The sequence below is a fragment of the Rhodopirellula bahusiensis genome (genome assembly GCF_002727185.1).
GTDB classification, from domain to species: Bacteria; Planctomycetota; Planctomycetia; order Pirellulales; family Pirellulaceae; genus Rhodopirellula; species Rhodopirellula bahusiensis.
This window is the reverse complement of the sequence record NZ_NIZW01000014.1, coordinates 1-14,140: the sequence shown is the minus strand read 5'-3', so window position 1 is coordinate 14,140 and position 14,140 is coordinate 1. Positions and strand designations below refer to the sequence as shown.

The window sequence follows — 14,140 nt, the reverse complement described above, 5'->3', positions numbered from 1 at the left end:
TACCGCAAAGTGACATCCTCTACCCAACGTGAAAGCACGCTGCGTCTTCGTTCTTCCTCCTACACAATCAAGTCAATTCGTTTAGACGGCGCGATCAACCAATTCAGAAGCAACGACCGAAAAGCGTGTGCCGATTGGCTGTGCTCGGTGGCTTGATTGCGTTTAGTTCGCTTATTGCAAAAGGCCTGGCTCGTGCAGTGCGCAGGAACGGTATCTCGGACCCTCGATTTGACTAAACTGCTGCCATGACACTTATCCTTGGCGTCTCTGCCTACTATCACGATTCCGCCGTTGCGCTGATCAAAGACGGCGTGGTGGTCGCTGCTGCAAGCGAGGAGCGGTTCACGCGAAAGAAGCATGATTCGGCATTCCCATGCGAAGCACTGGAAGGCTGCCTGCAATCGATTGGTGCCAACGTCTCAGACATCGACTATGTGGGGTTCTACGAAAAGCCACTGCTGAAGTTTGAGCGACTGCTGGAAACCTACTTGGCGTTCGCTCCTCGCGGTTACGTTTCGTTCTCCCGAGCGATGCCACCGTGGCTCCAGCTGAAACTGCACATTCCTCGCGAAATCCGCAAGCATCTCGGCGGCAAAACCAAACGGCGGATCGTTTTCTGCGAGCACCACGAATCGCACGCGGCGAGCGCCTTCTACCCCAGCCCGTTTGATGAGGCAGCAATCCTGACCGTGGATGGTGTCGGCGAATGGACCACGACCAGCTGGGGAATCGGAAACCGAGAGAAACTCGAACTGAAACAAGACATTCGATTCCCGCATTCACTCGGTCTGCTCTATTCGGCATTCACGTACTTCTGTGGCTTCCGAGTCAACTCAGGCGAATACAAATTGATGGGGCTCGCCCCTTATGGCGAACCGATATTTGCGGACACCATTCGCAAAGAACTCATTCGTTTGAACGAGGACGGAAGCTATGAACTGAACATGGACTACTTCACGTTTGCCCATACTCTTCGCATGACAGGCGACAAGCTGGAACGCCTTCTCGGTGTCTCCCGCCGGAACCCGGAATCTCTTGTCAGACAAGTCGACATGGATATCGCGGCAAGCATCCAAGTCGTCACGGAAGAAGTGATCCTGAAACTCGCCTCCCATGTCCACCGCCAGACCGGAAGTGATTCGCTTTGCCTAGCGGGTGGTGTCGCTCTGAACTGCGTTTCGAATGGACGATTGCTGCGGGAAGGACCTTTCAAGAATGTTTGGATCCAACCGGCTGCCGGTGACGCCGGCGGGGCTCTGGGCGTCGCATGGCTGATCTGGCACCAACTATTGGGTAACTCGCGATCAGCGAATTCCCAAGATTCACAACATGGATCTCTGCTTGGCCCGCCCATCGATGAATCAAGCGAACTCGATGAGCTGGTCCGTTCAGGTGCGGTCCTTCACACATTCGACGATTCGGCTGAACTCGACCAACGCGTCGCATCTCTCTTGGCAGACGGAAAGGTGGTGGGGTGGGTGCAAGGACGGATGGAGTTCGGCCCGCGATCGTTGGGGAACCGCAGCATCTTGGGCGACCCTCGCAACACCGAAATGCAATCAACGATGAACTTGAAAATCAAATACCGCGAGTCGTTCCGGCCATTCGCCCCTTCGGTTCTGGACGAATGCGCGACTGACTGTTTCGAGATGAAGGACGGCGCATCGAGTCCCTATATGCTGTTCACGTTTGATGTCCTGCCGTCTCGCAGAAAGGAGCCAGTCACTCCCGTCGAGGGAATTGAACGCGTACGACAAGTCAGAAGCGATTTGCCGGCGATCACGCACCTGGACTATTCCGCGCGAGTCCAAACCGTCAGCGAAAGTCGCCAACCTCGATTCCATTCATTGCTCAAAGCATTCCATGAGCAAACCGCTTGCCCGGCACTGATCAACACCAGCTTCAACGTGCGAGGGGAACCCATCGTGCGAACGGCGGCAGACGCCTACCGCTGCTTCATGGCGACCCAAATGGATGTATTGGTGGTGGGCAATCATTTGATGCTCCGCGAGGAACAACCTGAGAGTGCGGTCGCCTCCAGTCAAACGTACCTGTCCAACCTGGCTCCCGATTGATACCAACACCATGCCGCTAATCGATCTCAATGCCGCCCCATCGCAGTCCATGCGTCGTTGGTTCGGGCTGTCACTGGGCCTGCTCCTGGTCATCGCTTCGTTCTTGATCAGCGACTTTGGAAACTGGCTCAATCTCGTTCTGCTGATCGCGGGACTCGCAACAACCGCCGTTTACTATGCTTGGCCAAAATCTCAGCAACCGATCATTCGAGGGTGGCAATACGCGACGTATCCCATTGCCTTTTGCGTTGGCCATTTGCTGTTCGGAACGATCTACATTGTCGTTCTGACGCCCATCGCTTTGATCTTGAGAGCGACCGGGCACGACCCACTGAATCTGAAACAAGAAGGCCGCTCCAGCAACTGGAACGACCGCGAATCAACGCCCACACCCGACCAGTACTTCAAGCAGTTTTAGCTTCCCTATGTCCGATCCAAAAACGCCCTCCGAGCCCACGCCTCCCAGCGATTTCGAACGCGAATCGGAACAGCAGGACATTGGCCTGCTGCGCGAATTCGTGTTGTTTCTACGCGAGAACAAGAAGTGGTGGATGATCCCTCTGATTGGATCACTGTTGCTGGTGGGATTGCTCAGCATCATGGCCAGCAGCGGCGCGGCACCGTTTATCTACACGCTGTTTTAATCCAGCGTGAGGCGGTCGCCTCGCAGCCCATCAGCGGCTCACTCGGGGCGAAGGACGGGGAATAGAATCACATCGCGAATGGATTTTTGGTTCGTCAAAACCATCACCAGGCGGTCGATGCCGATCCCCAGTCCACCAGCGGGCGGCATGCCGTAACGCAAAGCGCGAACGAAATCGTGGTCCATCTTGGCCATCGAATCTTCGTCGTCCTGACCTTCAAGCTGAGTCTTGAACAACTCTTCTTGCAGATCGGGATCGTTCAGCTCGGTGTAGGCGTTGGCCAATTCCATCCCGCAGATGAACATCTCAAATCGCTCGGCGATTTCGGGATTGTCCTTCTTGCGTTTGGTCAGCGGGCAGATGCTGGCCGGATAATCCGTCACGAAGATCGGGCCTTGCAATGAATCCTCGACCTTCTCTTCGAAGATCTCGTTGCGGATCACGTCGGGGTGCTTGCCTTCGATGGTCAGCTTCAGACTCTTAGCGTAATCCTTAACCGCATCCTCGTCAGCTGGATCGATGCCGGTGGCCTTCTCGAACAATTCCGCATACGTCGCACGCTGGAACGGCGGCGTGAAGTCCAACATGGTGCCGTTGTATTCACGTTTGAATCCACCGCCGATCTTTTCGATCGCGTCACAGATGATCTTCTCCGTCAGATCCATCATGGATTCGTAGTTGCCGTACGCCTGATAGGTTTCCAGCATCGTGAACTCAGGGTTGTGCCGTGGCGACAAGCCTTCATTGCGATAGACGCGTCCCAGTTCGTAAACGCGTTCCATCCCGCCGACCATCAATCGCTTGAGGTGCAGCTCCAACGCGATTCGCATGGTCAATTGCATGTCCAATGCATTGTGATGCGTTTCGAACGGACGAGCGGCGGCACCACCGGGAACGGTGTGCAGCGTTGGGCCTTCGACTTCGCAGAACCCTTGATCGTCCAGTGTCGAGCGAATGCTTTTGATGATCTTGGTACGATCGAGGAACGTCTGCATCACGCCATCGTTGAACGCCAAGTCGGCGTAACGCATCCGTTGTCGCAGGTCTTGGTTGGTCATCCCGGCGTGCTTTTCCGGTGGGACTTCCAACATCTTCGTCAGCAAGATCAGTTCTTCCGCGAACACGGTCAGCTCGCCCGTGTTGGTGCGGCCCAGTCGACCTTGAACACCGATCAAATCGCCCAGGTCAAACAGCTTGGCCAGATCAAAGTTTTCGTCGCCGACTTGCTTCTTGCCGACAAAGATTTGAATGTCGCCGGTCCAGTCGCGAATGTTCATGAAGATCAACTTGCCCGTCGGACGGGACAATTGAATCCGTCCGGCAACGCGAACGATCGGGCCGATTTCTTCTCCTGGGCCGTTGTCGGCTTTCCACTGGCGGTAGTCGACGTCTTCGCTTTCGACGTCCGGCAGGGCGATCGTTTCTCCCTCCTTTGGCTTCCACTGGATCTCGGGGATTCGGTCGCGGCACTCGCTGACGAGCAGCCGGTCGTCGAAACGCTGGCCCCACGGATCGATGCCTTTTGCCGTGATTTCTTCCAGTTTGTGCCGACGAGCCGCATGCGGATCGGTCAAATCGTTGTCGTCGTTGTTGGAAGGCGTATCGGTCACGGCAAAGGCACTTGCGAGGGTGGGAAAAGTCGATCGGACCGACGATTGTGAATTTGCCGACGAATTCACGCAAGGGAGCCGTTTTTCGCGACTCCAGCAGTTTTCGCGAGCGCGTCGCTCCGGCTTGGGCTCTGGATGAAAAGACACATCGCCCGTCCGTTTGGGCCGACATCCGCCGCTGGCGATTGGCCACGTTTGCAAATTGCGAAAACGGCGGTTTGTGTTCTAATGAAGGGCTTGCCGTGAAATCGCACGAATTATCCTGCCAATTGAGTTTCGCGGCATTTTGCTTCTCCACCCTCGTTCCTGATTTCGTTTGATGCAACTTCCCATTCTCCCGCAAAACAACGTGACGGTCGCTTCACCGGGGACGGACCCGATGATCGATCCGGAAACGGGCAAGCCGCGGGGACGGTACGCGGTCGTTTCGCTGGGGTGCCCAAAGAACCTCGTCGACACCGAACAAATGCTCGGTCGCCTCGATGCCGATGGTTACCGAATGGTCGATTCGGTCGATGGAGCGGACTTCGTTGTGGTCAACACTTGTGGGTTCATCGACTCGGCTCGCGACGAATCGATGGCCGCCATCGACGAGATGCTGGCGTTGAAACGAGACGGCAAACTACGCAACGTTGTCGTGACGGGATGCTTGGCCGAACGCCAGCAAGACAAATTGCTGCAGGCTCGTCCTGACATCGACGCTTTGGTCGGCGTCTTTGGTCGCAACGACATCGTCTCGGTGGTCGACGAACTGTATTCAGGCCTGCAAGAACAACGCACGATCTTCAAACCCGCCGCGGTCAATCCGCTCAGCGACGCAATGCGTTCGGCCGTCACGCCGCGTCACTTCGCCTATCTGAAGATCAGCGAAGGCTGCGATCGGCTGTGCACGTTCTGCGCAATTCCAAAGATGCGCGGCAAGCACTTCAGCAAACCAATCGAACAAATCGTCGACGAAGCGAAACGCTTGGGTGACAGCGGCGTTCGCGAAATCGTGGTCGTGGCTCAAGACACAACTTACTACGGCATGGACCGCTACGGCGAACCTCGTCTGAATCAGTTGCTGCAAGAATTAGAAAAGATTGAATCGGTCGATTGGATTCGGCTGATGTACTTCTATCCGATGTACATCGACGACGCGTTGATTGACACCTTGGCTTCGGCCAAGCGAATCGTGCCGTACATCGACATGCCACTTCAGCACGCCAGCGACAGGATGCTGAAACGCATGGCTCGCAAGACCACACGTGCACTACAAACCGACATCGTTCAAAAGCTTCGTTCACGAATTGATTCCCTGGTGATGCGAACCACGATGATCACGGGGTTCCCCGGCGAGACCGAAGAGGACTTTGTCGAGCTGATGGACTTCGTTCAGGAGTCTCGTTTCGAGAACCTGGGTGTGTTCACTTACAGCATCGAAGAAGACACACCTGCCGCGAGACTGCCCAATCGAGTCGATCCCGAAGTGGCAGCTCGACGTCGCGACGACTTGATGGAACTGCAACAACAAATCGCTTTCGATTGGAATGACGCCCGTGTTGGCGGAACCGAGGAAGTTCTGATTGATGCAGAGATGCCCGAACAAGAAGGCGTCTTCATCGGCCGCACCCGGAGTGAAGCTCCTGATGTCGATGGTCTCATATATGTCTCGCAGGTTGACCCCGATTCGCCCGTTGAAATCGGTCAAATTCGCCCTTGTGAAATCGTTGCTTCCCAAGGCTATGACTTGGTGGCCGCAGCGACTTAACACCGACCACTCACTCGCACGCTTGTCCCCTTTGATTTTGGTCGCCTTATGGCTGGTCCTTCGATCTACAACGTCCCCAATGCTCTGACGTCGGCACGTTTTGTGTTGGCGATCGCGGTGATGGTGTTGATCCCGTCGGGAATGCACATGGCCGCCATGATCGTGTTTTTGATCGCCGCTTCGACGGACTGGATGGACGGCTACTGGGCTCGCAAATACGGACAAGTCACCAAGCTCGGTCGGATTTTTGATCCGTTCGTCGACAAGATCATCATTTGCGGTTCGTTCATCGCCTTGGTCGCTGTTCCGAACAGCCCCGTCGCATCTTGGATGGCCACGATCGTTGTCGCTCGCGAATTGCTGGTGACGAGTTTGCGAGGAATCATCGAAGGTGCCGGCGGCGATTTCTCGGCCAGTTGGCTGGGCAAGTGGAAGATGGTGCTGCAGTGTGCGGCCGTGGTTGCCGTGTTGCTAACTTACATTGTCACGCCCGTTCCCATGTGGTTGGGATGGACCGCTTGGGTCTTGCTCTGGGGAGCCATTGGGCTGACCGTTTACTCCGGCGTCGACTACACATTGATCGCGGCACGGGTGATGCAATCCGACGCGGGGTTGGAAGTTCCCGCGGAACCGTCCGTTGCTTCCGCCAACCCAGATTCTTCGCAAGCCATGCACAACGACAACCTCACCCACGCGAGCGGCGTAGGATCGAACAAGAGCACAGCCTCTTCCCGTGACGATGCCAACCTTCGTTCCGTTTCGAACGAGCTTCCGACCCAATGAGTTTCGGGTTTGCAACCGCGTCTTGGAAAACATGTTCGTTCTTGGCTCAGAGCGTCGCCCCCGAGATCGCCGATTCGACTGAATTAACATCCACGGGCGAGACTGCGGCCGACGCCGTGGAAATGGTCGAATTTGGACCGGCCGAGACCGCACTGTCGATCTTGTCGATCCTGATCCTCTTGGCCTTCGCTACGTCGCTGTCGCGTTGGATTCGGTTGCTCTACCGCGGCCAGCGTCCGTTTGGTGAAAAGGCCTTCGTTCCCGTACGAGCGCGGCAACTACCGTTTTGGTCCGTGCTCTATTTTGTGATCTTCGCTCTCGCACTGATCTTCAGTTCGTCATGGCTGCAAGGGGCGTTTCAGTTTGCCGGCTGGATCGAACGACCTGCGGCTAGCGAAACGGCGGAGTTGCTTGATCCGAAAACTGAACCTCTGGTCGCGACAGATCCGGTAGAAGAGCCCTCCGATCAGGCCGAAGAACTCTCAGACCCTGAAGCGGAGGCTGTCGCAGAATCCAAGGAAGCACCAGCATCGGCATTGTCGGTGCCTCAGCTCACCCTGAGTTCCCTTGGCATGCTTTCGGCGACGCTGATCACGCTGGCTCTGCTTTGCATTCAAAAACCCAGAGCCATTTCGCGAATCGGACTGATCCCACAACGTGGCGACATCGGGCTTGGTTTTCGTTCTGCGTTGATGATCTTGCCGCCGACGATGTTGATCATGACGCTCGTGTCGCTGTTGCAGGAGTATTCGCATCCGGTCTTGGATGCACTTCAACCCGCCGAATCCGATGCCGGCCCGAACTATGCCGTTTTTGCTTTGCTGTTCGTCACGACAGCACTCGTCACTCCCGTGGTCGAAGAGTTCTGGATCCGAGGTTTGCTGCAGGGCGGATTGCAACGGTTGGCTGATTGGCGACTCGCAATGGTCCGAGAGTCATTCGACCAATCGTCCGAAGTCGTTGAAGCACCAGAAAGCGAACCTGAGTTTGAAGCTCGAAAGGAACCCGAGACCGTCACCGAAGCTGCCTACATGGTGACCGGTCCGGTCGCGACTGCCGCGCCCGCAGTATTGAAAACAGAGCCCAGCGACTGGACACCCACCGCGATCTGGCCCGTCTTTGCCGCCAGCCTCGTGTTCGCTTTGATGCATTGGGGGCAAGGTTTGGCGCCCATCCCATTGTTCTTCTTGTCACTCGGGCTTGGCTATTTGTATCGCCAAACTGGTTCGCTGATTCCGCCGATCATCGTCCACTTCGTGCTCAACGGACTGACCATGGTGATGACTTTGATCGAGATGACGCGGGCATGATTTCGCCGTCCACGGACAACTTGATTCGCATTCGAGGTGCCCGGGTTCACAACCTTCGCAACCTCGACGTCGACATTCCTCGCGACGCGATCACGGTCATCTCCGGAGTCTCCGGCAGCGGCAAAAGCTCGCTCGCGTTTGACACTCTGTTCGCCGAAGGCCAGCGGCAATACATCGACAGTTTGTCGACTTACGCCCGGCAATACCTCGACGCCATCCCGCGTCCCGATGTGGACTGGATCGATGGGTTGGCACCGACGTTATCGATCGATCAAAAGAGCGGTTCGCATTCGGCTCGCAGCACAGTCGCCACCATCACCGAGATCTACGACTACCTGCGACTGCTGTACGCGCGAGTCGGTGTTCCTCACTGCGTCGCCTGCGGCAGCACCATCAGCACGCAAACGCCTGATCGCATCGTCGCGACATTGGCGGCGTTGCCCGATCGCACCAAGCTGACTTTAATGAGCCCCATGGTTCGCGGCCGCAAAGGGGCTCACGCGGATGTGCTGGAACAAATCGCCGGCCACGGTTTGGTCCGTGCTCGCGTCGATGGCGAGATGTATCTGCTCGAAGACGTGCCGCCGCTGGCGGTTCGAAAAAATCACACGATCGAAGCCATCGTCGACCGACTGATCATCAAAGACGGTGTGGACGCTCGTCTGGATGAGTCAACTCGGTTGGCGTTGCGGCTTGCGGGCGGCATGTGTTCGGCATTGATCGATCGCGGGGACGGCAAACCGGAAACCAAACTATTCAGCACTTCGATGACTTGCTTGGAGTGTGGTGAAAGTTTTGAGGAACTGGAACCACGAACATTCAGCTTCAACAGTCCCTACGGTGCCTGCCCGACTTGCCAAGGCCTTGGCACAGTTGCCGTCCGCGGCGACAAATCGCACATGGTGAACTGTTCGACTTGTGAGGGTGGGCGATTGAAAGCGGAATCGCTCGCCGTCACGATTCACGATGTCTCCATCGACGCCCTGTGCCGGATGCCGTTGCCGGACGCTCAGTCGTGGATGGAAAACGTTGCCGAACCGCTCGATGCGTTGCAACAGAAAGTCGCCGCTCCGATCCAATCCGAAGTCGTCCGACGCATCGATTTCTTGCGCCGTGTTGGTGTCGAATACCTGACGCTGGACCGTTCAGCAGAAACGCTCAGCGGCGGCGAAATGCAGCGAGTCCGCTTGGCCACCAGCATCGGCAGCGGCCTGGTCGGCGTCTGTTACGTCTTGGACGAACCTTCGATTGGGCTGCATCCCGCTGACCACCACCGGTTACTCGCCGCGATCAAAGAATTGCAGACCGCCGGCAACACCATCGTGATTGTCGAACACGACGAGGACACCATCCAAGCCGCGGACCATGTCATCGACATTGGGCCCGGCGCAGGACGGCACGGCGGCCAGTTGGTCAGCCAAGGCACCGCGGCAGAAGTCGCCGACGATGAAGCCAGCCCAACGGGAGCCTACCTGTCCGGACGCTCGAAAATTGGACTGGACCGGCCAAGACGCACGCCTCGCAAATCACATCAGCTGACGCTCAGCGGTGCGACGCTGAACAACTTGCAAAACGTCACCGCAAAAATCCCGCTGGGATGCTTGGTCGGGGTCAGCGGCGTTTCCGGCAGCGGAAAGAGCTCATTGATTGTCGACACGCTCTACCCGGCTCTCGCTGAGAAGCTGGAATTGGTCGCCGACCAACCTGGCCCACACAAACGACTGACCGGTGCTCAGCACATCGACAAACTGGTCCCGATCGACCAAACACCCATCGGCCGAACGACGCGAAGTTGTCCTGCCACCTACGCTGGTGTCATGGATCCCATCCGCCAAGTCTACGCGAGCACGCGGGAAGCCAAGACGCTCGGGTTTGCCGCGAATCGATTCAGCTTCAACAGTCCGGCCGGTCGCTGCGACGTCTGCAAAGGCAACGGCTTTGAACGCATCGAGATGAATTTCCTCAGCGACTTGCTCATCGAGTGTTCACGCTGCGGCGGCAAACGTTTCAACCGCCAAACGCTGCAAGTCCGGTTCAAGGGAGCCACGATCGCCGACGTGCTGGGCATGACCATCGACGCGGCACAAGAGTTCTTTGAGAACGTTCCCAAAGTCCATCACCTGCTGACGTCGCTGGTCGACGTTGGCCTGGGCTATGTGACGCTGGGGCAATCCAGCACCACGCTCAGCGGTGGCGAAGCCCAACGGATAAAATTGGCCACGGAGCTCGCGCGACCGGCAACTGGCAAAACGTTTTACGTGCTCGACGAACCCACGACTGGTTTGCACTTTGCTGATGTGCAGCGTCTGCTCGTCGTGCTCGATCGCTTGGTCGAAGCCGGCAACACAGTGCTGGTCATCGAACACCAATCCGATCTGCTGGCAGCCTGCGACTGGCTGCTCGACCTCGGCCCCGGCGGCGGCTCCCAAGGCGGCCACCTAATCGCCGAAGGCCCGCCAGAAACCATCGCCGCCTGCCCCGAATCCGCCACCGGGAAATTCCTGCGGCTGCAGTGAGCCATCTCGCGAATGATTTCACGTTCGAAATCATCTTCGGATGAGAAAGCAAGGCATGGTTGGCCGCCACGTAGGATGGGCACTCCTGCCTTTTTGTACCCCACATCTTTTGGGAGCCGCTTGCGTTGGGAATACAAGCGGTTTAAGGCTAAACATCCCTTGCCGAGGAATCATTAGTGTTTGATTAGCGGCGATTAGTGTTCCCTTGACCGCTCTGGTGGAACACTAATCCACTCTGATCGGACACTAATCTTTAGTGTTTCGAGATGTGGGGTATAAAAAGGCACTCTTGCCCGTCCAATTCACCCCGGACACGAGTGTCCAAACCATATTGCAATGAATCTCGGGCAGGAGTGCCCAAGCTACGATTGTCACGCATGGTTCGTTGTCTTGCTCGTTGGCTCATCGCCGTCGCTGATGTTCGGCGGCAAGACGATTTCAACGAGAAACGGCCGGCCAACGTTTCGCCATTCACGCATCGGATACTTCCCGCCGTGGCCGGATCGTGCCGTCCACCATCCATTCACCTTCGCTGGGCGGCACGTTTCACCCGAACAAATCATGAGAAACCGTCCTGCCGCTGCTGGACTCAGAAATCGACACCAGAGCAGCGGGCCCCCGTTCCGGTGCAGCACATTGGTCACTCCACCTCCGCCCCCTTTCTTCCATCGACGATTACCAAGACGCTCGCAAGCACGACTCCGGTACACGGGATCGTTATCCGCTCGGATCGTCGAATATGTGTCTCCAACCATGGTCCCGCCACATCGCGAAGTAGTGCCCGACAAGCAAACCAAACAACGCAGAGAGAATAGTCCCCCCGGCAACAAACAGGAAGACTAGCGGTGCGTCAATGAACTGCGTCGCCGAAGACAATCGGTCAGCACCATCAGCGAAGCTAAGCGGGTAAGCGACGCCACGCACGACGGCCATGAGCCAGAAAGAAGCAACCGCCACGAACGCAGCGACGACACGCGGCGAAGACTCGGACGATCGAGCGGCTCGAAACGCCGAGCATACCGTGCAAATCGCCACCGACGAGAGTGTCGCCAGCACCCCGGGAAGTGACTGCACGCCAAACACGCCAGCAAAGGCAGCGGCGAGCAGAAGCAGGTCGAATGTCCGAAAGGTCATTTGTTGATTTCAGTCGGGTAACGGCGCCCGTCACCGAGGACGGACGGTTAAGATTCCAATCGAGAAAGCGCGCAAGCCGTTACTCGGTGCACGGCTTGGTTAACCGTTCGCACTAAGATGTTGAACACGATAGCGTTCGATCTTGCTTCGTGGGAAAAATCGGAAGCCCTCGTATGGCCAGGGACGACCGCTCCATATGCCCGCAAGTGTTGTTGCGACGAATGACAAGAACAGGACGAAGGGGAAAAGCAATTTTGAATCATTGACGGACGGGGCAACGTAGCCAGGGGGAAAAACGCCGGCGATCAAAAAGAGAAAATTCGCCAGGTGAACCACGTCGGGACTTTTGCGACCAAGCTTTACCTCACAACCATTGCACCGCACCGATCGGTATAGAAATTTCCAACGACCGCAACTCGCGCCGCAGACTGGACAGCAGGCAGTCTCGTTCAGGTGCCCATCTGCTTTACTTGTCGGTGGGTCCTAGGGATTCAACGCAAGTTCAGTCGGCGAACGTCCGCGATAACCGAGTCGCGGCGATTGATTTTCCATTGTCAAAAACGACGACTCCGCACCTTCGGTTCATCGCATGGTTCGCCGCATGTTAAGCCTATGGACTGCGTCGCGAAAAGTGGCGTGACTCGTGAAAGACAACAACATTGGGGAGTGATGCTTCTAGTTCGGCAACGAATCGGTCGTCATTGTAGATTCCCGAGTTAAGGTAGATCGCTACGTGGGAACAAGCGATCCGTGGTACCACCTTCCGAATCGTTGGGATCATCTCTCGTAGTGTAGCCCTGTCGTATCGTGGTTGCGTCAGATCAAAGTGAGGCCCACACGATCCCGTTGTGATGTCTCCGTTCTCGTCGCGAATTGGTAGTTCCGTAGCGAAATGTGTGACGTATATGTCGCTCATGGGAACGTCAAAATCGGCGTGAAGCTTCAACGACGCTTGCAAGCTGCGTTCGCGTATTCGCTCTGGGTTTGTCGCGTGAACGTAAGCGAACACGCAAGCAGCCAACAATGTGATCGCCATGAGCGTCGCGATCGACCAACGGCGAACTTTGTCAAATCGCATTGGCATCGAGGCGTCTCGGTAAACGACATCCCAGTCGGGGAACGTCCAGAATCACGGCGATCCGGCGGACGAAGTTGTGATGGCGTAGTTACTAACCACCGGATCTGCCGTGCATCCGTTGGTTCCCCGCGTTTATCCGAACAACAAGGGAAAGTTGAATGTTGGAACTCGTGTAATCGTCAAATCGGCCACCGACACTTCACGCATCGGTAGTCATCATCAACCTCGACCTGTTCCTTGCACGTGGAGCAGTACTCAAGTGCAGGCTCCATTGCGGAGGTTGATGGCGACGTCGGTTGTTGAGATTTGAGTGTGACATAAGCCCCCTTCGAACTCCGAACGTCATCTTTCCGAAGTCGAATGCCGCATTTTCGAAGCAGAAATCCGACAATAGCAAAGACAAAGACTCCACCGGCGAAATCACGAAGAATCAAAACAGGGAGAGCGGTCGTCCCAGACTCACCAGTTTCCGCTCTCCACAAAATTTCGAGCGAGACAGATGCAACCGGCAGTAGTATTGCAAACAGCAATAGGATGCGTCCCAAAATCGTGAACGCGTGTGGATCTTTGTCAATCATGAATCCGTTCGGAATTGTGAACCAGGCTTGTCGGGGAACGGTAGACATAACCGAGCGGCGGCGGTGGACTCTCCACTTCGAAAACGACAACTCCGCCGCTTCGGTTCATGTCATGGTTCGCTGCTTAAAGGCGTTTTGCGACACGTTTGACATTCGGTTCCACATGTTTAATGCCGACTCGAAAGCATTCTGCGCTGCAAGGTAGTACAAGACCGGCATCGAGTCCACGTCATGCACGACAAAACGACCGATCTCTATGTGAAAACGTGTCAAATCTATGTTCCGTTTATTCGCAAATTTGCGAATGCCAGCAACCGCTTCCTGCTGATAGGTCGGTGGAACGTCATTCACACTCTGGGACTGCCATACGGTGTCGAGAGCAACAAGAGATCCCGCAGTTGTCTTTGCGTGGCGTAACGTTACTTCGACGCCGCCAATCATTTCGCCGCCCGGCGATTGTTGTATCAGGTATCCCGAACCGATGGCTCGCTTGAAACTGGGAACAGGTGCGACGTCGGCCATGACGTGTTTCTCAAAGACTTCTTTTGAGTATCGATTTCATCTGCCAGCGAAAGAATCCATGTAAGTCCTAGGTTTGATAGGTGGGAGTCATTTGTCAAAAATGACTGGCGACCCGGACCCGTGATCAGGGCAGCGTGCGG

At 56.2% G+C, this 14,140-nt stretch carries 11 protein-coding genes; 7 read left to right on the top strand and 4 right to left on the bottom strand.

Annotation, left to right across the window (positions count from 1 at the left end; genetic code table 11):
- Window positions 1-245 precede the first annotated feature (245 nt).
- From CEE69_RS17955 to CEE69_RS17945, 3 genes are read left to right on the top strand one after another with little or no spacing between them, the layout of a single operon-like run.
- Complete coding sequence (locus CEE69_RS17955; protein WP_099262009.1) at window positions 246-2,075, top strand: carbamoyltransferase family protein; 1,830 nt, start codon at window positions 246-248, stop codon at window positions 2,073-2,075.
- Window positions 2,076-2,085: 10 nt separating this feature from the next.
- Window positions 2,086-2,493, top strand: coding sequence for an SxtJ family membrane protein (locus CEE69_RS17950; RefSeq protein WP_233215359.1), 408 nt, complete (start codon window positions 2,086-2,088; stop codon window positions 2,491-2,493).
- Between the two features lie 7 nt (window positions 2,494-2,500).
- Window positions 2,501-2,719, top strand: coding sequence for a DUF5989 family protein (locus tag CEE69_RS17945; protein ID WP_099262007.1), 219 nt, complete (start codon window positions 2,501-2,503; stop codon window positions 2,717-2,719).
- A 38-nt stretch (window positions 2,720-2,757) separates the two neighbouring features.
- On the opposite strand, the gene lysS is transcribed toward CEE69_RS17945, so the two are convergent.
- Complete coding sequence (gene lysS / locus CEE69_RS17940; RefSeq protein ID WP_233215358.1) at window positions 2,758-4,329, bottom strand: lysine--tRNA ligase; 1,572 nt, start codon at window positions 4,327-4,329, stop codon at window positions 2,758-2,760.
- Window positions 4,330-4,648: 319 nt separating this feature from the next.
- Between lysS and rimO the strand changes: the two genes are divergently transcribed.
- From rimO to uvrA, 4 genes are read left to right on the top strand one after another with little or no spacing between them, the layout of a single operon-like run.
- Window positions 4,649-6,079 (top strand): 30S ribosomal protein S12 methylthiotransferase RimO, encoded by a 1,431-nt coding sequence (gene rimO / locus CEE69_RS17930; protein ID WP_099262004.1) that lies wholly within the window; start codon window positions 4,649-4,651, stop codon window positions 6,077-6,079.
- 48 nt (window positions 6,080-6,127) lie between these two features.
- Window positions 6,128-6,862 (top strand): CDP-diacylglycerol--glycerol-3-phosphate 3-phosphatidyltransferase, encoded by a 735-nt coding sequence (gene pgsA / locus CEE69_RS17925; RefSeq protein ID WP_099262003.1) that lies wholly within the window; start codon window positions 6,128-6,130, stop codon window positions 6,860-6,862.
- A 41-nt stretch (window positions 6,863-6,903) separates the two neighbouring features.
- The gene (locus CEE69_RS17920; protein WP_449314205.1) at window positions 6,904-8,172 is read left to right on the top strand and encodes a CPBP family intramembrane glutamic endopeptidase; all 1,269 of its coding nucleotides are present in this window, start codon (window positions 6,904-6,906) and stop codon (window positions 8,170-8,172) included.
- A complete protein-coding gene (uvrA, locus tag CEE69_RS17915) occupies window positions 8,169-10,688 on the top strand; it encodes an excinuclease ABC subunit UvrA (protein WP_099262001.1) in 2,520 nt (839 codons plus the stop codon). Before CEE69_RS17920 ends, uvrA begins: the two co-directional genes overlap by 4 nt.
- 717 nt (window positions 10,689-11,405) lie before the next feature.
- Here the strand turns inward: uvrA and CEE69_RS17900 are convergent.
- The 3 genes from CEE69_RS17900 to CEE69_RS17880 form a co-directional block, all read right to left on the bottom strand.
- Entirely contained in the window at window positions 11,406-11,822 is a 417-nt protein-coding gene (locus tag CEE69_RS17900) for a hypothetical protein (RefSeq protein ID WP_099261998.1), read from the bottom strand.
- Window positions 11,823-12,432: 610 nt separating this feature from the next.
- Window positions 12,433-12,906 carry a hypothetical protein gene (locus tag CEE69_RS17890; RefSeq protein ID WP_143549282.1) on the bottom strand — a complete coding sequence of 158 codons (474 nt, stop codon included), beginning with the start codon at window positions 12,904-12,906 and terminating at the stop codon, window positions 12,433-12,435.
- A 677-nt stretch (window positions 12,907-13,583) separates the two neighbouring features.
- Window positions 13,584-14,000: a hypothetical protein gene (locus tag CEE69_RS17880; protein ID WP_099261994.1), complete on the bottom strand. Its 417-nt coding sequence runs from the start codon at window positions 13,998-14,000 to the stop codon at window positions 13,584-13,586.
- Window positions 14,001-14,140: the final 140 nt, after the last annotated feature.